The sequence below is a fragment of the Paenibacillus senegalimassiliensis genome (assembly GCF_001486585.1).
GTDB classification, from domain to species: domain Bacteria; phylum Bacillota; class Bacilli; order Paenibacillales; family Paenibacillaceae; genus Fontibacillus; species Fontibacillus senegalimassiliensis.
In genome coordinates, this window is sequence record NZ_LN909043.1 from 107406 (window position 1) to 128916 (window position 21511).

The 21511-nt window shown below is 50.4% G+C and carries 21 protein-coding genes; 16 read left to right on the forward strand and 5 right to left on the reverse strand.

Annotated features, from left to right (window positions below):
- Window positions 1–14 precede the first annotated feature (14 nt).
- The 3 genes from BN3279_RS04230 (at window position 15) to BN3279_RS04240 (ending at window position 6813) form a co-directional block, all read left to right on the forward strand.
- Entirely contained in the window at window positions 15–2282 is a 2268-nt protein-coding gene (locus BN3279_RS04230) for a hypothetical protein (protein ID WP_059049395.1), read from the forward strand.
- A 48-nt stretch (window positions 2283–2330) separates the two neighbouring features.
- On the forward strand, window positions 2331–4361 hold the full coding sequence (locus BN3279_RS04235) for a glutaminase family protein (RefSeq protein WP_059049396.1): 2031 nt from the start codon (window positions 2331–2333) through the stop codon (window positions 4359–4361).
- 220 nt (window positions 4362–4581) lie between these two features.
- The gene (locus BN3279_RS04240) at window positions 4582–6813 is read left to right on the forward strand and encodes a heavy metal translocating P-type ATPase (RefSeq protein ID WP_059049397.1); all 2232 of its coding nucleotides are present in this window, start codon (window positions 4582–4584) and stop codon (window positions 6811–6813) included.
- 2 nt (window positions 6814–6815) lie between these two features.
- On the opposite strand, the gene BN3279_RS04245 is transcribed toward BN3279_RS04240, so the two are convergent.
- The 4 genes from BN3279_RS04245 to BN3279_RS04260 form a co-directional block, all read right to left on the reverse strand.
- Complete coding sequence (locus BN3279_RS04245) at window positions 6816–7193, reverse strand: ArsR/SmtB family transcription factor (protein WP_059049398.1); 378 nt, start codon at window positions 7191–7193, stop codon at window positions 6816–6818.
- Window positions 7194–7378: 185 nt separating this feature from the next.
- Window positions 7379–8221 carry a YitT family protein gene (locus tag BN3279_RS04250; RefSeq protein WP_059049399.1) on the reverse strand — a complete coding sequence of 281 codons (843 nt, stop codon included), beginning with the start codon at window positions 8219–8221 and terminating at the stop codon, window positions 7379–7381.
- 57 nt (window positions 8222–8278) lie between these two features.
- Entirely contained in the window at window positions 8279–8770 is a 492-nt protein-coding gene (locus BN3279_RS04255) for a cation:proton antiporter regulatory subunit (protein ID WP_059049400.1), read from the reverse strand.
- A gap of 51 nt (window positions 8771–8821) precedes the next feature.
- Window positions 8822–9190 (reverse strand): hypothetical protein, encoded by a 369-nt coding sequence (locus BN3279_RS04260; RefSeq protein WP_059049401.1) that lies wholly within the window; start codon window positions 9188–9190, stop codon window positions 8822–8824.
- A gap of 257 nt (window positions 9191–9447) precedes the next feature.
- On the opposite strand from BN3279_RS04260, the gene BN3279_RS04265 reads away from it, so the two are divergent.
- The 12 genes from BN3279_RS04265 to BN3279_RS04320 all read left to right on the forward strand — a co-directional run bounded on the left by BN3279_RS04265 (window position 9448) and on the right by BN3279_RS04320 (window position 20374).
- Window positions 9448–9744 (forward strand): hypothetical protein, encoded by a 297-nt coding sequence (locus tag BN3279_RS04265; RefSeq protein WP_059049402.1) that lies wholly within the window; start codon window positions 9448–9450, stop codon window positions 9742–9744.
- A 59-nt stretch (window positions 9745–9803) separates the two neighbouring features.
- Window positions 9804–10478 carry a PspA/IM30 family protein gene (locus tag BN3279_RS04270; RefSeq protein ID WP_059049403.1) on the forward strand — a complete coding sequence of 225 codons (675 nt, stop codon included), beginning with the start codon at window positions 9804–9806 and terminating at the stop codon, window positions 10476–10478.
- Between the two features lie 5 nt (window positions 10479–10483).
- A complete protein-coding gene (locus BN3279_RS04275) occupies window positions 10484–10972 on the forward strand; it encodes a PspC domain-containing protein (RefSeq protein ID WP_059049404.1) in 489 nt (162 codons plus the stop codon).
- Window positions 10973–10975: 3 nt separating this feature from the next.
- Window positions 10976–11677 (forward strand): PspA/IM30 family protein, encoded by a 702-nt coding sequence (locus BN3279_RS04280; protein WP_059049405.1) that lies wholly within the window; start codon window positions 10976–10978, stop codon window positions 11675–11677.
- Between the two features lie 114 nt (window positions 11678–11791).
- On the forward strand, window positions 11792–12442 hold the full coding sequence (gene liaF, locus BN3279_RS04285) for a cell wall-active antibiotics response protein LiaF (protein WP_059049406.1): 651 nt from the start codon (window positions 11792–11794) through the stop codon (window positions 12440–12442).
- A 20-nt stretch (window positions 12443–12462) separates the two neighbouring features.
- A complete protein-coding gene (locus tag BN3279_RS04290; protein WP_059049407.1) occupies window positions 12463–13536 on the forward strand; it encodes a sensor histidine kinase in 1074 nt (357 codons plus the stop codon).
- A complete protein-coding gene (locus tag BN3279_RS04295; RefSeq protein ID WP_059049408.1) occupies window positions 13520–14173 on the forward strand; it encodes a response regulator in 654 nt (217 codons plus the stop codon). Before BN3279_RS04290 ends, BN3279_RS04295 begins: the two co-directional genes overlap by 17 nt.
- 109 nt (window positions 14174–14282) lie before the next feature.
- A complete protein-coding gene (locus BN3279_RS04300; RefSeq protein ID WP_059049409.1) occupies window positions 14283–15095 on the forward strand; it encodes a YwmB family TATA-box binding protein in 813 nt (270 codons plus the stop codon).
- Between the two features lie 66 nt (window positions 15096–15161).
- The gene (locus BN3279_RS04305) at window positions 15162–15938 is read left to right on the forward strand and encodes a spermidine synthase (RefSeq protein ID WP_059049410.1); all 777 of its coding nucleotides are present in this window, start codon (window positions 15162–15164) and stop codon (window positions 15936–15938) included.
- 190 nt (window positions 15939–16128) lie between these two features.
- Window positions 16129–17679: a glucose-6-phosphate dehydrogenase gene (gene zwf, locus BN3279_RS04310; RefSeq protein WP_059049411.1), complete on the forward strand. Its 1551-nt coding sequence runs from the start codon at window positions 16129–16131 to the stop codon at window positions 17677–17679.
- A gap of 517 nt (window positions 17680–18196) precedes the next feature.
- Window positions 18197–18712, forward strand: a complete 516-nt coding sequence (gene msrA / locus BN3279_RS04315) for a peptide-methionine (S)-S-oxide reductase MsrA (protein ID WP_059049674.1) — start codon at window positions 18197–18199, stop codon at window positions 18710–18712.
- A gap of 78 nt (window positions 18713–18790) precedes the next feature.
- A complete protein-coding gene (locus BN3279_RS04320; RefSeq protein ID WP_059049412.1) occupies window positions 18791–20374 on the forward strand; it encodes a peptide chain release factor 3 in 1584 nt (527 codons plus the stop codon).
- 90 nt (window positions 20375–20464) lie between these two features.
- Here BN3279_RS04320 and sspI read toward each other — a convergent pair whose 3' ends face one another.
- Entirely contained in the window at window positions 20465–20701 is a 237-nt protein-coding gene (sspI, locus tag BN3279_RS04325) for a small acid-soluble spore protein SspI (protein ID WP_059049413.1), read from the reverse strand.
- A gap of 127 nt (window positions 20702–20828) precedes the next feature.
- Between sspI and BN3279_RS04330 the strand changes: the two genes are divergently transcribed.
- Complete coding sequence (locus BN3279_RS04330; protein ID WP_059049414.1) at window positions 20829–21503, forward strand: potassium channel family protein; 675 nt, start codon at window positions 20829–20831, stop codon at window positions 21501–21503.
- Window positions 21504–21511 lie beyond the last annotated feature (8 nt).

The following is a 21511-nucleotide window of genomic DNA, read 5'->3' on the forward strand; positions in this document are numbered from 1 at the left end:
GGGGACTGATCAGCTTGATTCAGAACTCTCGGGTAGAGGAACGAACGGGCTTCCAGGAGGGAAGCCCTTACGGTCCCGCCTATGATTTGCAGACGGACTTCGTTATGGTGTACGGCATTGGGGAATCGATGCAAGAACGCATTGCTGCCTGGACCGACCGTGGATACCGGGTGCACCTGATGACGGGGGTATCCTGGGGCGGTTATCAGGATTATCTGGAAGGGCGTGTAGATGGCCGTTCTCACTGGGATGAGGCCCAAACCTACAGCGATGGAGAGAAGATCATCCATGGCACCTCCGCAGACATTCCGTACATGGTGCCTACGTTAAGTTATGCCGACTTTCTAATAGAGCGGATTCGCCCGGCCGTCGATGCCGGTGTGGAAGCCATTCATCTGGAAGAACCGGAATTTTGGGTAGAGGGGGGCTACTCGGAGGCCTTCAAGCGAGAATGGCAAATTTATTATAATGAGCCATGGATTGCCCCGCACACCTCTGAAGATGCGCAGTACCGCGCGTCCAAGCTCAAAGCGTATCTGTACGCCCGCTGCCTGGACCGCATTTGCTCGGCCTTGAAAGAATATTCGCTAGTCCAATATCATCGGCCCTTGCGGTTCTATGTCCCTACGCATAGCTTAATTAACTATACGCAATGGCGCATTGTTAGCCCGGAGTCGAGATTACTGGATGTTCCTTCGGTGAATGGCTATATTGCGCAAATATGGACGGGAACATCGCGAACGGCCAATGTGTATGAAGGGGTACGCGCAGAGCGAACCTTTGAGACCGCGTTTCTGGAGTACGGTATCATGCAGGAATTAGTCAGGGGTACAGAGCGCCGGATGTGGTTCCTTCATGATCCGGTGGAGGATGACCCGAAGCGTACTTGGAAGGACTACCGCGAGAATTATATCAAGACATTGATTGCTTCTCTGCTGCATCCTGAAGTGGCCAGGTATGAGGTATCCCCATGGCCCCGTCGCATCTTCCAAGGGAACTATCCAGCCGAGTCTGGAGGCAAAGAAGGTATCCCTGCGGAATATGCAACAACCCTGTTGACAGTTATGCATACGCTTGGCAAGATGGAACAGAAGGACGTCCGTAATTTTGGAAATACGGTTAATATTGGTCTGCTTCTGGCAGATTCCGCGATGTTTCAACGCAAGACGATCGGAACGAAGACCGCCGGATTTATGATGAAATATGACGGCACGAACGAAGTAGAACTTACAGATCAGAATGCGGTAGAGTTGTTGAATTTCTCAGCGTTCTATGGGTTAGCACTACCTCTTGTGAAGCAGGGGCTGCCGGTAAGGCCAGTCCAGCTTGATAACGTAAGACGGTTTGCGGGTTATCTGGACGATTATCGCGTGCTGGTCTTAAGCTATGAATTCATGAAGCCGGAATATCCGGATCTCCATAACGCACTGGCCCAGTGGGTCCGGGATGGAGGCGCTCTGGTCTATGTTGGTGACGACAGTGATCCGTATCATGCTGTTCGGGAATGGTGGAATACAGGCAAGCGTCGTTATACCTCGCCTCGTGAACATCTATTTGAATGCTTGGGGCTAAGTGCTACTGCTGTGCTAGAAGGAATCACCCCGGTAGGCTCGGGGGTAGTCCAGTTCTTGCGTACCAGTCCGAAGCGGCTGGCGGAGAGCAAGGAGGCGGCAGATTCGCTTCGGGTAGCTGTCCGGGAAGCGATGGCGGCGGTGTCTGGCGGTAGTCAGGCGGAGTGGGAACCGCTGAATTATTTTCAGCTTCAGCGTGGTCCCTATGTGATTGCTTCGGTATTGACGGAATCATCCAGCGACCAGCCACTAACGCTGCAAGGTAGCTATGTTGATGTGCTGGAAGCAGGCTTACCCGTGAAGGAGCAAGTAATTGTTGCTCCGGGGCAGCAGGCTCTGCTTTACGATTTGAACTATCGCGGCCAGGAAGAAGAACGTATCATTGCGGCCTCCTCGCGAATTGAAGATTTGCGCGAGGACGGGAACGTGATTGCCTTTACCGCTAAAGGTCCACGGCCCTTGAAAGCGCTAGCGAGAATTCGCTGTGAGACACGGCCAGCGTCGGTCTTGCTGCGACAGGAGGCTGGCAGCGACCTCGCAAATTCCACTGACAGTACAATCGTCACCGCAGTGGAGGGCTTGGAGAACTCCCGTGTTTCCGAATGTTCGGCGACCTTCGAATGGGATGATAAGACGCGCACCCTGCTGGTTTCTTACGAGCATGGCGAAGTCGGAGTACGCATTACCATCACCAAGCAAGCTGAATCATGATCTTATACTTATCAAGAATTGGATGACCCCTTAGGAGGCAGATAACTAATGAAAACAACGTTACGTCCACCAGCAGTGCCTTTGATAACCATTGATCCGTATTTCAGCGTTTGGTCGATGGCGGACCGCTTAACCGACGACTTCACCCGGCATTGGACGGGTAAGCGTCAGGCGTTAACCGGACTAATTCATATTGATGGCGTACCTTGGCGCTTCGCCGGGCTTGTGGAACCAAGCGCGGAGCAATATTATACAGAGCCGGAAGCGATGGCTCAGACTGGACTGGAGGTTACGCCACTATCTACTCGCTATCAGTTCGAGGCGGGTGGGATTGCCTTGGACGTTACCTTTACAAGTCCGCTGCTTCCGGATGATTTGGAGTTATTGTCCAGACCGGCTTCCTATGTCTCCTTCCAGGTTCGCTCCTTGGATGGCCAGGCTCACCGTGTCAAATTGTATGTGGATGTGACGGGTGAATGGTGCGTGAACGTCAGTGACCAGGAAGTGGTATGGGGGCAGCAGGAGTGGGATGGACGCACCGTCTTGCAAATGAGTCATGCAGAGCAGCATGTACTGAACGCTTCGGGGGATGATCACCGGATCGATTGGGGTACGTTCATGCTGGCAGCGAATCCTTCACCGAACGTTCAGACCTCCGTTCACCGGGCAGAGGTACGCAAGCATTTTGTACGAACCGGGGGAATTCAGCAGAACGAGCATGCGGCTCCTCTCAATCAGCCGCATAAGGCGCGGGACAATGGTCCGGTTATGGCCTGGGTCTGGGATTGTGGTGAAGTAGCTGGATCGGCACAATCTTCCGAGTGGTTCGTACTCGCTTATGATGATGTTTATGCGATTGAATATTTCGGCGAGAAGCTGGAGGCTTACTGGAAGAAGGACGGGAAGACGACTCAGGCTATGCTGGCAGATGCTTTCAACCAATATAATGAACTGCTTGATCGCAGCGCCGCTTTTGACGAACAGTTACGTGCAGAAGCTGTGCAGGCCGGGGGCGAGAAGTACGCCGATATTCTGGCTATGTCTTACCGTCAGGCTATTGCCTCTCACAAACTGGTCAATGATACCGAAGGACAGGTATTGTTCATGTCCAAGGAATGCTTCAGTAACGGTTGTATTGCAACTGTGGATGTCAGCTATCCTTCAATTCCGTTATTCTTGCTGGTACAGCCAGAACTGATTCGCGGGATGATGCGTCCTATCTTCAGATATGCTTCCAGCGATGCTTGGCCTTTCGAGTTTGCTCCACATGATGTTGGGCAATATCCGCTTGCTAATGGTCAAGTATATGGGGAGAATAAGCTGGAAGCGCAGATGCCGGTGGAGGAATGCGGCAATATGCTGGTAATGGCAGCGGCAGTCGCCAAAGCGGACGGTAACCTTCAGCTTGTGAAGGAGAACGATACTCTGCTATCCCGTTGGGCCGACTACTTGATAGAGCATGGACTTGACCCGGCTAACCAGCTTTGTACCGATGATTTCGCGGGACATTTGGCCCGGAACGTCAACCTCTCAGCCAAGGCTGTAATGGGAGTAGCCAGCTACTCCCTGCTGTGTGAGCTCTTAGGAGATTCGTCCAAGGCGGCTCACTACCGTAAAGCTGCGGAGGAAATGGCAAATAGCTGGACGGAGATGGCTGTGGAGCAAGGCGGCGAGGGTAGCCACACCCGCTTGGCCTTTGGCCAGGACGGAACTTGGAGCCTGAAATATAATCTGCTGTGGGATCAAATCTTTGGCACACAATTATTTGATGAAGCGTTGCTTCGTCGTGAAGTGGCCTGGTATTTAGAGAAGCAGGAGCGTTATGGTACACCGCTGGATAATCGCGAGACATACACCAAGTCGGATTGGCTCGTGTGGGCTGCTTCCTTGGCAGAGAAACGCGAGGACTTCCTGAGTCTGGTTGAACCGCTGTGGGATTTCATGAATGAAACGAGTGACCGTGTGCCGTTCTCCGACTGGTACGATACGCGTTCGGGAAGACAGATTGGCTTCCAGCATCGCAGTGTAGTGGGGGGGCTGTTCGTCAAGCTACTGAAGGATCGCGGACTCGGTCAATAAGAGATGAATCCATAAATAGAAGCAAGTAATGTTGTAACATCTTATATCATGATAAATAGGTTGCTCGTATGATGGCTTAAGGGAATAACCCGGCCGAAATACGGGCAACCTTTGTTATTGGAAATTTTAATTTCTTTAGCATTGACACAGGAAAGCTCATGGGAATATACTATATATGAACAAGTGATCATATATAGTCCCCAAAGGGAGTGAGCAAGTGATGGAAGCAACTACAAGCACTGTTAAACGTAAATTTATATTAGAAGGTTTGGATTGCGCGAACTGCGCATTAAAGATTGAGAACGGCGTAGGCAAGATTGAAGGAGTATCGTCCTGCTCGGTTAATTTCGTCAATAAAACGTTGACGATGGAGATGGCCAGCGATGCTTCTGCAGATATTGTGACGCAGACCAAGCAACAAATCCGCAAGCTGGAGCCGGATGTGAAGGTGCTGGAGCATGCAGCTAGTGGAAGCTCGACTGGTTCAGCGCACCATGATCATCATGACCATAGCCATGGTGATGCACATGGGAACAGTCACGGTGATGAAGCTGGGGATGATGGTCATGGTCATTCGCATGACCATGGAGCACAGGGCGTGCGCAAGATGATTGGCCGTCTGGTTGCGGCTCTTGTCATCGGTGCAACAGCGATGCTGCTGCCCTTGGAGACGGAGCTTCAGTTGATGTTGTATGTGGCTGCATATCTCGTGATTGGTGGCGACATCGTCTACAAGGCGATGAAGAACATCGTACGTGGTCAGGTGTTTGATGAATACTTCCTGATGTCTATAGCCACAATCGGGGCCTTCATTATCGGGGAATATCCCGAGGGTGTCGCAGTCATGCTCTTCTATCAAGTAGGCGAGCTGTTCCAGAGCATTGCCGTCAACCGGTCACGGAAATCAATCAGCGCATTGATGGATATTCGGCCCGACTTTGCCAATTTGAAGTCAGGATCTGAATACAAACGGGTTCGTCCAGAGGATGTTCAGATTGGAGATTTAATTCTGGTACGCCCTGGCGAGAAAGTGCCGCTGGACGGGAAAGTTATTGAAGGTAGCTCGGCCATGGATACTTCGGCACTAACCGGTGAATCGGTGCCGCGTGAGGTAGCTGTTGGCGATAATGTGCTGAGTGGATTCATTAATAAGAATGGCGTATTGACTCTGGAGGTTGCAAAGGTATTTGGTGAATCCACTGTGGCCAAAATTCTGGACCTGGTGGAGAACGCGAGCAGCAAGAAGGCACCAACAGAGAACTTTATTACGAAGTTCGCTCGTTACTATACACCGTTTGTTGTCATTGTGGCCGCGCTGCTGGCAGTTATTCCGCCCCTGCTGATCAGCGGTGCAACCTTCTCGGACTGGGTATATCGGGCTCTGGTCTTCCTGGTTATCTCCTGCCCATGTGCGTTGGTGGTATCCATTCCGCTTGGCTTCTTCGGCGGCATCGGGGCTTCTTCCAAGAATGGCGTATTGATCAAGGGAAGTAACTATCTCGAAGCGTTGAATGACGTGAAATATGTCGTGTTTGACAAGACGGGAACTTTAACCAAAGGGGAATTCAAGGTTGTTGGCATTCATCCGGCGGCTAATACCTGGACAGAGCAGGAGTTGTTGCGTCAGGCGGCATTTGCTGAGATGCACTCCAGCCATCCCATTGCTCAATCGATTCGCGAAGCCTATGGGCAGGAACTGGACGAAGCTCAAATTGCCGAGTACAACGAAATATCCGGGCATGGGATTCAAGTTACCTTCGAAGGTAGAGAAGTGCTGGCGGGAAATGCCAAACTGATGAAGCTGGAGGGTATTGAGTATGTGGTGCCTTCCGAGCATGGCAGTATCGTTCACCTTGCTATAGATAAGCAGTATGCCGGTTATCTGGTCATTGCTGATGAAGTCAAGGAGGACTCGGCACGAGCGATTCGTTCATTGAAGAACCTTGGTGTCAAGAAGGTTGTAATGTTAACAGGTGACATTAAAGCCGTGGCAGATTCTATCGGCGAACAGCTTGGTGTCGATGAGGTTCGTTCGGAACTGTTACCTCAGCATAAGGTTGAAGAGCTGGAGAAGCTGGATCAGGAGAAAGGTAGTAAAGAGAAAATTATATTTGTGGGTGACGGCATTAATGATACTCCGGTGCTGGCGAGAGCCGATGTAGGTGTAGCGATGGGGGGCCTTGGCTCGGATGCCGCTATTGAAGCCGCCGACATCGTCATTATGACGGATGAGCCTTCCAAATTGTCTTCGGCAATCCATATCGCCAAGCGAACACGACGAATCGTGTGGCAAAATATTATTTTTGCCCTGCTAGTCAAAGCAGTCTTCCTGTTACTCGGAGCGTTCGGTATTGCGACGATGTGGGAAGCGGTATTCTCCGATGTGGGTGTGACTCTTCTGGCTGTCTTGAACGCAATGCGTGTACTACGCACCAAGACAGACCTGGTGTAAGATTATCCGTGCTTGGTATGCTGGAGCGTTTGCAAGAAGATTTGCTCAATATGTGTGTCATCAAGAGAGTAATACACGGTCTTTCCAACCTTGCGCCGCTTAACGATTCTCAGGTTGCGCAAGTACCGTAACTGGTGGGAGATTGCCGACTGACCCATCTCGAGCAGCACCGTCAGATCATGCACACAAAGCTCTCTTTGCAGCAAAGCCCCAATGATTTTGACGCGGGTGGGGTCACTGAAGGCCTTAAACCAATCAGCAAACTGAATGGCGGACTGGTCGTCAATCATCTCCAGCTTGATGGCTTCCAAATCCGTAGTTGTGGATGTGCCGGAGCAAGCCGTATCGCACTCTTCTGCAGCAGGGGTGAGTCGTGTCATGGATCGTCCTCCTCCAACTTAACCGAAATGATTACTATTAACAATCGCTGTCCTCACAGTACCATATACAGCAGGGATGAGCAAGATAGAACTCAAGAAGCGTGGTGAACAATGGAGAGCCCAAATGGCTCGGCAATTTGTTCACCACGCTTTTCATGTAATCCTGTTCCGGTCATTCACCGGATTTATGAAAATGTAATTTCACTCTCATGGTCGCAAAGCCGGACGATCGATTTCAATCGAGCGCGTTCCAGAAAGTGACAATCACATTCCAGAACGCCGTATGCGTCGGCACGTTCTTCCGGCTTTTGCTTGTAAGTGACTTTCATATTCAGGCTTCGCTGCAATTGCTCCTGTATGGTAGAGCAGTGTCTACTCTTAATGCGGGCGACTTGCCCAAACCGGGTACGCCGCATCGGAAATTTGACCGCTTCGAAGGCAAGGATATAGGCGATGACCGAGTAAGCCGCTTGTGTGAAGCCGAAGTGAAAGCCTGCGGCAATCAAGATGCCGCAATTCAAAATCAAGAGCAGCTTCTCTGGTGATAATCGCTTGTAATGCAGAGTCTCTACGGCTTTGCTGGCGATATCCAGCGCGCCTCCAAATCTAAGCGAGAGTCCCAGGCCCAAGCCAAGTGAGGCTCCGCCCAGCATTGCGGCCGGTAGCGGGTCACTGGTCAGTGCTGGATAGGGATGTAGCACGACGGTACCTAAGGAGAATACCAGTATCCCGAGAACCGTAAAGATGCCGAAGGATAAATGGATATTCTTGCGTCCGAGCAACAGAATGGGCAGGTTCAGCAGGAACAGGAACAACCCTAGTCGCATTTCAGTCTTCAAGGCAAGCAGCGCCGATAATCCTGTCATGCCTCCTACGATAATGCCATGAGGCATTAAGAATAGTTCCACTCCCACCGAGGCAAGCAATGCTCCAACAATCACGCCTAAACTGCGAGTAAGCATGGGAAGGAATAACACAGAACCTCGTGCCCAATCTACTCGAGTGTGGCTTCCATAAGGGTGCTTCAAAAAGGCCCCTCCTTTTTAGGGAACGGCCGGAATGGTTAAGGGCAGGGATAATTCCGGTCAGTCCCCATTCAATAATATTTGTCTGACCTGCAGTTGATGTAGGCGTTCGCCTAACACGACAACTGTAGCGTCAGCCGTCAACATCAATTCTGGTCCAGGATTAATATGCTTGGTATGACTTCTCTCGATCACGGCGATGATGGTGGCTCTGGAACGCTGACGAATCTGTAATTCACCAATGGTTTTGCCGATGGCTTTAAATTTCGGTTCAAGTTTGTACCATTCGATAATCAAGTCGCCCAAAGCAACTTCAATGTTCTCCAGGGCGGTTGGTTTATAGGTAGCACCGCCGATAATCGCCGATACATATTTGGCTTCGTCTTCGTTCAAAGTCACCATAGACAGATTTTCGTCAGGGTTGTCTTGCTCGGAATGGTACAGCTCACGCCGGCCATCATTATGAATAATAATGGTCAGGTTCTCACCGCTCCGGGTGCCCACTACGAATTTTTTACCGATTCCCGGCAAATCTGTTTCTTTGAGATTCATCGTCTTCAGTCCTCCAGTATATTGGTTCCTTATGTTTCTCGTTCATTCAGGTTAAGCATTCATTGAAGCTAAGAACATACTCATAAATTTAATCGGTAAGAGCAATAGCCGTTTTAAGATCAGGCAAAATAAAGGCCAAAAGCGTACCCAGGACGCAACAAGTACAAGGGAGACCAGTACAGGCGCCGCATCGGAAGGATACAGCATTTTCTCAGGCGTTAGCTTGCCTTTACCCTGAGGCGTTGCAGAGTTCAACCGTAGCGGAACTTGGTGAGGGGCAGGTTCACCTGCTTCGTAAGCTTCTCTCTCCGGCGTTTCGGCAGATGTAGAAATCGGAGAGAGGGCGGGCAGGAACAACACCATGAACAACGTCAATGCCACCATTGTCGCCAGCTTGCCGGATCGATAAGCAACTCTCATCGTTATCCCCCTCGAAGTGTAGCTACCTGCCTTAAGGATAGCACACCCCCTGGTTTTTCACAAAGAAATGAGGATGAAATGCTTCATATATATATGCAGGATTAATGCTGCACTTTAAGATGCGGCAAACCTTAGGACTGAGAGGTACCTCGACTTAGGTCTAGGTTGAAAAACCGTCCCCGGTCCGTTTTGGAAACTCCGTAACTTACCTAAAATAAAGACATAAGGTTGATTCAATGAGAGGCGGTGATAAATCAATGAGAACCAATCGACCCAATGTATTCGCTTTTGTACTTATTGCCCTGGGTGCTTTGATATTACTGGGCAAACTGACCCCCTTCCTGGGGAGCCTGTTCGGACTGTTAATCGCGGTCGTAATGATCGGTCTCGGCTATTACGGGATTCGCCGGGGCAACGCCTTCTTCGGCTGGCTTGTCTTGATCCTGGGGGCGATCATGCTGATGTCCAAGCTGGCTTGGCTGATTGTTCCACTGCTGGGTATCGGATTAATTGTATATGGTATTTCCACCCTGCGAGGGAGACGGAGTTACTAAACGTTGTATAGATAATGTTAACTTGAATGAGGACCGAAAGGTTAGAAGGGAAGGTTGTCATGAGTGTATTTCGTCGGGTACGAGACATAACAGTAGCAACATTGAATGAGAAGTTGGAACAGTCCCAGGATCCGGTACGCTTGATTGATCAGTTCCTGATCGAGACGCGGCAGGAGATCACGGAGGCGGAGAAGCTTCATCATCAATATGCCGGGCATGCCAAGCAAATGAAGCAGCAGGTAGATCATGCCAGAGCGATGTGCGATAAGCGCGAAGAGCAAGCTCTGCTGGCCCTTAAGGCAGAAGAGGAACATTTGGCTAAGCTGGCCTTGCAAGAGAAGATGTTATATGAGGAGAAGATCGAGCAATATTCCGAACTTTACACTCAAAGCCTCGAATCCTTGCAGGAGCTGGAAGCCCAGTTAAATGAGCTTAAGACCGAATATCAGGCTGTATATAGCAAACGTCAGTATTATTACGCGAGAATGGAGACGCTTCGTCTGCAGCAACGCATGAACCAACGGATGAATGGTGCTGGTATGCAAGATGTGCCGAAAATGTTCAACCGTCTGGAGGATCGGGTCTCCGATATGGAATGGGAAGCCCGGAGCTTGCGCGAATTGCGTAGATCGGGTCAGGATTTTATGAACCAGGCCGGCTCTGTCATCCAATCCTCGCTGGAGCAAGAGCTTTCTCGCTTGAAGCAAAAGCTGGATAGCAAAAAAGGAGAGTGAGCCGGATGGGAAAGAGACTGTACCGTTCCAGAAGAGACCGCTGGATTAGCGGACTGATGGGCGGACTGGGCGAATACTTCGGCTTTAACTCGGGCATTTTGCGACTACTCTTGGTCATTAGCTTCTTCTTCACCGGTGGGACGACACTGTTCATCTACTTTATCGCCGCACTGGTTGTTTCGAAGGAACCGTACTACCCCCAAGATCCTTATTCAGGAGGATGGGCAGGAGGCGGTTACCAGAACTATGGACCGCAGAACAGAAATTACAATGATGCCCGGTTTAGCGGACAGTCGCCATATGGAAATAACGCAGGAAATTCTTTTGGAACGCCGCCCCCGCAATATAGCTCCGGTGCCCCGAAAACAGGCTTCGGTGCTGGAGAAGCGTCCAATCTGGATTCCATGATGCAAGATATCGAGAAGAAAGCCATGAAGAAAGAACTGGAAGAGCTGCGTAAGAAGCTTTCCAACTACGAGAAGGGAGAAGTGTAAACTATGGGAGTATTTCAAAGAATAAAGGATATTACGAAGGCGTCGGTTAACGATTTGTTGGATAAGGTAGAAGATCCGATTGTGATGTTGAATCAATATTTGCGCGATATGGAGGCGGAAATTCGTGACGCCGAGGTTACGGTAGCCAAGCAAATGGCTAACGAACGCCGGATGAAGCAACGGTTGGATGAAGCTGCACGTATCTCCGGACAGCGGGAAGCACAAGCGGAAGTTGCTCTCCGCAACGGTCAAGAAGAAGTAGCTCGCAAAATGTTGGAGGAAAAAATTCATTACGATCAAAAGCAAACTGAGTTTGCCGAGCTTCATGCAGGTGCAGAAGCTCAAGCTGCTGAACTCAAGCAACAATTGCATGAGATGAAGGATGAGTTCTACAAGCTGCGCAACAAGCGTAATGAACTGGTGAGCCGTGCACAGATGGCTAAAGCCAGAAAGCAAATGTCCCAAATCAGCAGCTTGCATACGATTGAGAGTGGCAACGCTTCGCTGGGATTCCACCGTATGGAAGAGAAGATCATGCAATTGGAAGCGGAGGCCGAAGTATCTGGCATCGTTTACCGTGACAATTCCTCTTCGACATACATCAGTCCGGCGGAGGCCGAGAAGCAATTGAAGGTAGATGCGCAGCTTGAGGCGTTGAAATCTAAATTGGCTCCTTCCTCCCCGCAGAAGGAAGATAAGGAATAACTACACGTCCACAGGGCATTGTGGTATTCTAAATACTGGCGAAGCCATACGGCAGGGTGTCAGTCCCCTGCCGGTATGGCTTTTCCGACTTTTGAGCCTGGAAGGAGGTGCGGCATGGATAAACGGAAAAAGTTCCTGGCCATCGGGTTGATTGGACTTGGCGTACTGTTGATTTTCGGGAATTGGTTGAGCTTCTTTACCATCGTCGCCCTCGCATTTATCGCTTATGGCATCTACAAAATACGGTTAGGTGAATCGGTCAAGCAGGGATACATTTTCCTCGCGATCGGTAGCGGTATGATTCTGTTGGATCATTTTATGCTCGTCGTGGCGGTTCTGATGATTTCATTAGGATTTTATTATGCTAAAATACGCAAAACCCAGCCGCAAGGCAATTATTTGCAGAAGCAGAACATTACGGCCAGCATCCATTGGGATCGTGACCCGTGGACACTAAGAAATACAAGCATGTGGCATATTCTCGGCGAGTTGGATATCGACTTGTCTCTGGCAATAGTCGAAGGCCAGCAGAATGTGTTGATGTTCCAAGGGATCGTCGGTGATGTCGATCTGGTTATTCCTGAGGATTATGGGGTGGAGATTGAGGCCTTCGTCTTGTTCGGGCAGATTGATTTCAGTCAGAAGAAAGATACGGGCATGATGAACCGGCTATATTGGAAGTCGCCCAACTATGAGCTGCGTGACCAAAAAGTGAAAATTATTGTTTCCTATCTTGTAGGCGATGTTGATATACGTTTAACTTAAAGACAGGAGGAGCGTCCCGCATGAAGTTAAAAAAACCAAGCAATATGGTATCCCGCAGCATGCGAGGAGGTTTTCTCCTGTCAGTTGTGATTATGGCAGCTACCTTCTACGTGCTGTATACATATGGTTACTTCCGGCCGCAACCTTCGTGGAGAACGGCGGTTGGGGCAGGGATTACGCTCTTGTCCTTGTTGCTGATTATCGGTACAGCATATGGATTGATTCAGGGCTACCGACCCAAACGCCAGATCGATGGATTAAGAGATGCCCTCTTGCAATGGGAGAAGGGCAATCAGACCGGCGCTGTGCCGAAGCTTGGGGAAGATGAACTCGGGCGACTAGCCGAACAACTGGAGCGGATTGGCAAGCGGTGGGAGGAGCAGGTATCCTCCTTGCAGCGGCTCTCTACACACAATGCTCAGTTGGCGGAGCAGGCCCGTGTCTCGGCGATTGTAGAAGAGCGGCAGCGGCTGGCTCGCGAGTTGCATGATGCGGTATCGCAGCAGCTATTTGCCATCTCGATGACAGCAACGGCCGTGGGTCGTACACTGGATAAGGATTTTGACAAGGCGCAGCGCCAAGTAGAACTAATAGAAGAAATGGCTTCTGTGGCCCAATCTGAGATGCGTGCTCTATTGCTGCATTTGCGACCGGTCTACCTTGAAGGCAAGGAATTGTCCCAAGGCCTGCACGACTTGGTGCGTGAACTCAAGACCAAGGTGCCAATGGATTTGGCATTGGACATTGACGAGGACCTGAGTCTGGGCAAGGGCATCGAGAACCACTTGTTCCGCATCATTCAGGAGGCGATGTCCAACACGCTTCGCCATGCCAAGGCGGATAAGATGGAAATTCGCATTCACCGCCGGGGCGATGCGGTCAAGGTGACGCTGCGAGATAACGGAATCGGGTTTGAGCTTGACGACAAGAAGCAAGCCTCCTATGGCTTGTCCACGATGCAGGAGAGAATACATGAAATCGGCGGCTCCATTCAACTGATTACGGCCCCTGGTAAAGGGACCCGAATCGATATTACGGTACCATTAATCAATGAGGAGATCGGAGGGGAGATCAGTTATGGAGATGGAAGATAAGGATATCAAGGTACTGCTTGTAGATGATCATGAAATGGTGAGGATCGGCTTGGCTGCCGTACTTGGTACGGAGGATGGCATTGAGGTGGTTGGAGAAGCGAGCAGCGGGGAAGAAGGGATTCGGTTAGCGCAGGAGTATCGGCCAGATGTTGTCCTGATGGACTTGGTCATGGACGGAATGGACGGGATTGAAGCTACCCGGCAACTGCTGCAACTGCATCCGGAGTGCAAGGTCATTGTGCTAACCAGTTATCTGGATGATGAGAAGATGTATCCCGTTATTGAAGCCGGTGCCTTCAGCTACTTGCTCAAAACATCCCGTGCGTCCGAAATTGCCGAGGCCATTCGTGCGGCGAGCCGGGGACAATCTGTGCTTGAATCCCAGGTAGCATCCAAAATGATGAATCGATTCCGCCAGCCCAAGAAAGAGGCGCCTGCACATGAGGAATTGACGGAACGCGAAATGGATGTGTTACGGCTATTGGCCCAGGGCAAGTCCAATCAGGATATTGCGGATGACTTGATTATTGGCATCAAGACGGTTAAATTCCATGTGACAAATATTTTGGCGAAGCTGGGCGTGGAAGATCGTACCCAGGCAGCCATTTACGCTTATAAAAATGGTTTGGCGGAGTAATTTGCGTCAATCCTTTTTTTGTCAGGAGAAATGCAGGGATTTGCCCGGGTGGGTGGCGAATCATCTCTTCAAAGAGATTTTATCACCGACACCGGAGGTGCGGATATAAATGCCTAATCGCAAGTTGTGGAAGGGTATTCTATGGTTCATCATTGGCCTGCTGCTACTGGCGGGTTTACAGCGAATCGCTCAGAATGACGAGGCAATGCCAACCGCTGATCAGGTTGCGGAAGCCCAGAAACAACTAACGATACTGCATGAGATGGGGCGTAGTACATCGGAGCAATCTTTCAAAATGACGGTCAAATGGCAAGGAGTCTGGCCAACACTGCTGTCTCCCGAGGAAGCGGCGGGTGCACTCTCAAGCCGGCTGGGCTTGCCTGCTCCGAAGCAAGTGCTAGAGATGGCACATGAAGCATATCAAGCAGCCGATTCTATAGAGGGAGTCCCGGCTCATTTAACTGTGACAGTCCGGGCCAGCGGAGGATACTATATTCTTCTAAGACTGGAGAGTACGGGAGGCAGTGCTGAAGGGTTGAACCGCTTGGAGACTGTGCAAAGCCTGAGCGGAGAGTCTTTGGCCGACGAAGGAGTGGAAGTTCAGTGGAATGCTGCAGTCCAGGGCATAACCTGGCCTGGAGCAAATGGCTCGGAGGAGGGTAGAACCCAAAACCCTGAGCAAACGCTGGATCAATTGGAGAAGAGGATTCAGGAGCAGAAGACGCTTCGTATGAAGCTGAAGCCTGTTGAGGAATTCGCCGAGGAATTGACGGTGAGTCGGACCTATTCCGTAAAGGGGTGGGCCATTACAGCAATGAGCGGTGAACAGCCGGTGAACCTGCAAATGGCGGTGCACCTGAACAGCGGGACGGGCCTGAACGAAATATCCTTCGGTTCGCCGCTGCTCACGGTGGAGTATTAACAGCGTGATGCCCAAACAGGCGTTGCTTGGTTCATCACGCTTTTTAACCTAATAGGGGGAACAGGTTTGAAGAAGATATTACTCCGCGCTCAGAGTCCATATGCGGAAATAACAGTCTATGACACCCATGAGCTTTATGGGGAAGAGGGTCGGTTTCGCGTGCTTGAATTCGCTAGCCAGGCGGTGCAGGGCGCAATGGACTTAAACTGTCCGGAACGGATCATACTAGAATATCCACGTGCGATGCTTCATTTATTCAAGCAACAAGTGATGGAAGGCGGCCAAGTGTTTATGATTGGTCAAGGAATTGGTACGCTATCCTGGCATTTAGGGCCTAATGTGGATGTGAAGATTGCCGAAATTGATGAGCGGGTTGTGAAGATTGGGACGGCTTATTTTGACTATAACGGTCCTGAGGTTATGATCGGCGATGGCAGACTTCTGTTAGAGCGGGAGGCAGCGGGGACATATGATGCTCTCATGGTGGATGCTTTCACCGAGAAGGGAACACCTCGGCATTTGATCTCCAAGGAATTTTTCCAGTTGGCAGTAGACAAGCTTGGCCCGGAAGGGCTGCTTCTGATGAATGCTTTTGGCCGGGGCAGGGGTGACAGGCTGATTGAGGCGATCGTCTCCACATTGAAGACCGTGATGAATTACGTACAGGTATTCTCCTTGCCGGCTGAGCATTCTACGGATATGAGCAACCTGATTATTGCGGCCAGCCATCATCCGATTTGCTATGATCTGCGTGAGATGGCGGGATTTGTAGAGGCCCAAACAGCGGAAGGTTATGTGATCTGGGATGAGGTCGATGCAACCTGGATGTCCGATAATTCCTAATCTACAGGAGAAGGGCCATATTGTGATAGCGCATTTCGAAAAAAGGAACTTCAGTCTGTAATGAATTTAATAGCATCCCTGAAGCGAATATGCTAAAATGGCATCACGTCCCGTGATGCCATGTAAATGCATGTCCTTGATCGGGAATTGAATAAAAATACACTATATTACATAGAAAGAATGAGGAGCCATGGCTGAAAATATAACTCAGGAAGCTGTTCAAACCCCAGGGGCGGTATTTTTCATATTTGGAGCAACCGGCGATTTGGCGCGCCGCAAGCTGTTCCCTGCTATTTATTCATTGTATCGGGAAGGTAAGCTGGCTGAGGATTTTGCCGTAATCGGCGTAGCACGTCGACCACGCTCGGAGGAAGAATTCCGCGAGGATTTGTACCGCTCCATCAATGAATTCTGCCGCTATAAGATTGAGGATACGGACCATTGGAATCGTTTTGCCGGGCACTTCTCTTACAAGTCACTGGACATTAACGATATTGACGGTTATTGCGAATTGCGCGAACTGACAGAATCTGTGGAGGCACGTTTCTCCATTCCAGGAAATCGTTTGTTCTACTTGGCGCTGGCTCCCGAATTGTTCGGTAGTGTATCGTTTAATCTCCAGAAGGGTGGCATGTTAAGCAGCGAGGGCTGGCATCGGCTGGTTATCGAGAAGCCATTTGGCTATGACCTGCAATCGGCCCACAAGCTGAACGAAGAGCTTAGCCAGGTCTTCAAGGAAGAGGAAATTTACCGAATTGACCATTACCTTGGTAAGGAAATGGTGCAAAATATCGAAGTGATTCGCTTCGCTAATGCCTTCTTCGAACCGTTGTGGAACAATAAGCATATTGCCAACATTCAGATTACGCTGAGTGAAACGGTAGGCGTAGAAGAACGCGGTGGCTATTATGACCATGCAGGGGCCTTGAGGGACATGGGGCAAAATCATATGCTGCAAATGCTGACGATGATTGCGATGGAGCCGCCTAGCCGATTGGTTGCGGAGGATATCCGCGATGAGAAGGTGAAGGTACTGCGTTCGCTGCGTTCATACGCATCCGAGGAAGAGGTACAAGCTCATGTCGTGCGTGGTCAGTACGCCGCAGGAGAGAGCAATGGCAAGGAGTTGCCAGGTTATCGCGAGGAAGATAAGGTTGATTCGGGCTCCAATACGGAAACATATTTTGCGGCAAAGGTATTTGTCGATAACTTCCGCTGGGCCGGGGTACCATTCTATATCCGCACGGGCAAGAGACTGCCGGTCAAAACAACCGAAGTGGTTGTAGAGTTCAAGCAGATGCCAACTAACGTGTATTTGGGGCAAAAGCATACGCTGGAGCCAAACTTGCTGGTCATCCGCGTTAACCCGATGGAGGGCATTTACATCAAGATTAATGCCAAGAAGCCGGGCTCGGAATCGAAGATTGAGCCGCTGGCTATGGAATTCTGCCAAAGCTGCCTCATCGGCATCAACTCGCCAGAAGCTTATGAACGGTTGATTCATGATGCGGCGCAGGGCGATTCGACTTACTTCACTCGTTGGGACGAAGTGGCGACGGCCTGGGCGTTTGTGGACCGGATTGCGTCGGCTTGGGCACAGAAGCCGTCTGATATTCTGACTTACCCGGCAGGCTCCTGGGGGCCAACGGCGGCCGACGATCTGCTGGCACAAGATGGCTTCCACTGGTGGCCGGTCAACGGTCAGGAGGAAGACAACGTCATCTGGATTCGCCAAGGGTAACGGTGAGTAGCAGCATGGCCGCATGGCAATGGGCAGCGTGGCCGGGAACACCGAGGCCGTAAGTACCAAGCGGAGGACCAGGGCCCCGATATGTGAATGATCAGGTGCGCACTTATGAACACTAGTGGGAAATCCTCCTGCTAATTTGCGGAAATTTGTTGTTTTTTCATATTTAGCAGGAAAACCTCCCTATAAATCAGTGTTTTTTGTCCATTTCTGGTGATTTGGGCAAAAATATATGGAGGAATTCCTGCTAATTGTTTATGATGGCGAAAGAACCCGGTATTAGTTGGATGATTTCCGGCTAATTTGCGGCTAATCGGCTAATCTAGGTGAACTACACTTAGGCTGACTATTGCTCCGAGGGATACTCGGATTTTTTTGCTTTGTGCAAACTGGCGAGCTTGTCGTTCCCCAAAAGGTAGCTGTTTGACTTAGAACTGTTACCTGCCGAATGCTTTACTTAGATTTGTTGTTTTAGTCAGATATAGAAAGGAAAGTGATATAGATGGGACATATGCAGAAGGCGACTTTTGCGGGCGGATGTTTCTGGTGCATGGTGACGCCTTTTGAGGAATTGCCGGGCATCGGGGGCATCGTATCGGGATATAGCGGGGGTACGAAGGACAACCCTACTTATGAAGATGTGAAGACAGGGACGACGGGGCACTATGAGGTGGTGCAGATTACGTTTGATCCGGAAATTTTTCCATATGAAAAATTACTTGAGCTGTATTGGCCACAGATTGATCCGACGGATGCAGAAGGGCAGTTTCAGGATCGAGGGCCGCAATACAGAACGGCGATCTTCTATCACAATGAACGGCAACGGGAGCTTGCACTGGTATCCAGGCAGGAGTTAGAGAACAGTGGGCGGTTCGACAAGCCGGTGGTTACGGAAATTTTGCCAGCGGTGACCTTTTATGAGGCAGAGGAATACCACCAGGATTATCACAAGAAGAACCCGAAACACTACAAGGAAGACCGGGAGCAGTCAGGACGGGATGAGTTTATCCGCGAAAACTGGAAGTGACGAATTGGCGCTGCGTAGAACAGGTCAAAATATGTTACAATAGAGGCTGTGACTTTGTGAATCGAGAGGAACGTGAGCATGAGTAAAGGATTGGACCAAGTGCTGCAGCAGGAAGTCGACAAACGCCGCACGTTTGCTATCATTTCCCACCCGGATGCCGGGAAAACGACGTTGACCGAGAAGCTGCTGCTGTTCGGTGGCGCGATTCGTCTGGCCGGTTCGGTCAAGGCGCGGAAAGCGAGCAAGCACGCGACCAGTGACTGGATGGAGATTGAGAAGCAACGGGGGATTTCCGTGACTTCTTCCGTCATGCAGTTTGATTATAATGGACATCGGGTAAACATTCTGGATACCCCGGGTCACCAGGATTTCAGTGAGGATACCTACCGTACGCTGACAGCAGCCGATAGTGCCGTCATGCTGATTGACGTGGCCAAGGGCGTGGAAGCACAGACGATCAAGCTGTTTCAGGTGTGTGCCAAGCGTGGTATTCCTATTTTCACCTTCATTAATAAGTTAGACCGGGAAGGGCGTTCTCCCTTTGACCTGATGGAGGAGATTGAGCAGGTGCTGGGCATTCGCTCTGTACCCATGAACTGGCCAATCGGTATGGGCCGCGAGCTGTCGGGCGTCTATGACCGGATGAAGAACCAGGTGGAGTTATTTCAAGGCGATGATCATGACAAGATTCAGGTCCAGAAGGTAGATAACTACCAGGACCCGGTTATTCGTGAGATGGCTGGGGAATATCTCCATGATCAACTTTGTCAGGATTTGGAGTTGCTGGATGTTGCGGGTGATCCGTTTGATCTGGAGAAGGTGAAGCGCGGGGAGTTAACCCCGGTGTTCTTCGGCAGTGCGGTGAACAATTTCGGCGTGCAGACGTTCCTGGACAATTTCTTGGAGCTTGCACCCAAGCCTGAACCACGCCACAGCATTCAAGGTACGGTTGAACCAACGAACGAGAAGTTCACGGGCTATGTGTTCAAAATTCAGGCCAATATGAACCCGGCGCATCGGGATCGGATTGCTTTCCTGCGTATCGTATCAGGCAAGTTCGAGCGGGGGATGTTGGTCAAGCATGTGCGAGCTGGCAAAGATATCAAGCTGGCTCAGCCGCAGCAATTTTTGGCACAGGATCGCGATATCGTTACAGAAGCTTACCCGGGCGATATTATCGGGCTGTTTGACCCGGGCATTTTCCGTATTGGGGATTCGCTCAGCCAAGGCGGGGAAGTGGTGTTTGACGAACTGCCAACCTTCTCCCCGGAGATCTTCGCCAAGGTGACGGTCAAAAATGCGTTGAAGCATAAGCAATATCAAAAAGGGATTGATCAACTGACCGAAGAGGGCACGATTCAGGTGTTCACAACGGTGGGGTTTGAAGATACGCTTCTGGGCGTGGTAGGTCAACTCCAATTCGAGGTATTTGAGTACCGGATGAAGGGCGAGTACGGGGTGGATGTACAGTTGCAGCGGATGCCGTTCCAGTTCGCCCGTTGGATTGTGGCCGAGAAGGTTGATCCTTCCAAGTTCCGCGTCAACTCAACGCTGGTGAAGGACAAGAAAGGCAATTACGTGGCTTTGTTCGAGAATGAATATGCCATGCGGACGGCGATGGAGAAAAATCCGGACGCCAAATTTCTGGAGATGGCACCGTAATATTATCACCGCCTTGCATAAGCAAAAGGCAATAAGCCTCCCTGTAGCCCATTTAAGGTTACGGGGAGGCTTTGCCTTTGCGGGCTTGTTCTATTTCAATGGTTTGAGATCGATACGATCCATTTGTTGCTTCAGGACGGACAGGAGCTCGTTCTGCTTGGAGGCATCGAGATGCTTCCAAATCACCTCAAATACAACCCCAAGCCCCGGGAGCGCGGCCTCTTGTGCATCGATGGATCCTTCGATCATATCGCGCAAGCCTTGCTCATCCTGACCGTGTACCTTATGCATGATCGCTTGACGCAAATCGAGTGTAATGGATGGCACGTAAATTCCCTCCTTGAAATGTGACTTGCCCAATTGTAATGTACCCTTTCTCTCCCCGGAAAATTCAAGTTTCTCAGCGATTGTGATATACTAAACCGGATGAAATTTGCTATCGGGTGGTGAAATCATGGCGCGTGCAGCAAAAAAACAGTTTGCTGTCATCGGCATGGGCCGGTTTGGATTAAGCGTGGCAACCGCGCTTAGCAATATGGGCTTTGATGTACTTGCAATTGATTCGGACGAGCATCGCACGCAGGAGGTCGTCAATTTGGTGACACATGCGGTCTCGGCAGATTCGACGGATGAAGATGCGCTTCGCGCCCTGGGTATTCGTAATTTTGACGTGGTGGTCGTAGCGATCGGCGAGGATATTCAAGCGAGTATTTTGACGACATTAATCTTGAAAGATTTGGGTGGGCCTTTGATCGTTGTGAAGGCGCAAAGCGAGCTGCATGGCAAGGTATTGCAAAAGATTGGAGCGGACAAGGTCGTGTTCCCGGAACGGGATATGGGGCTGCGGGTGGCGCATCATTTGACCTCGCCGAACATTCTGGATTACATTGAATTGTCCGAAGAATACAGCATCGTGGAGATGAGTGTGCCACGGGCAATGGTTGGCAAGAATCTCAAAGAGCTTGATATCCGGGCGCGTTATGGCTGTAATGTCATGGCGATCAAACGTGATACCAAGATGAATATTTCTCCCGCAGCCACGGATCGTCTGACAGAGGAAGACGTGCTGGTTATCGTCGGGGAGAAAAATGATTTAACCAAGCTGGAACTGGCTTATGCCAAGGGCTAAGCCAAAAT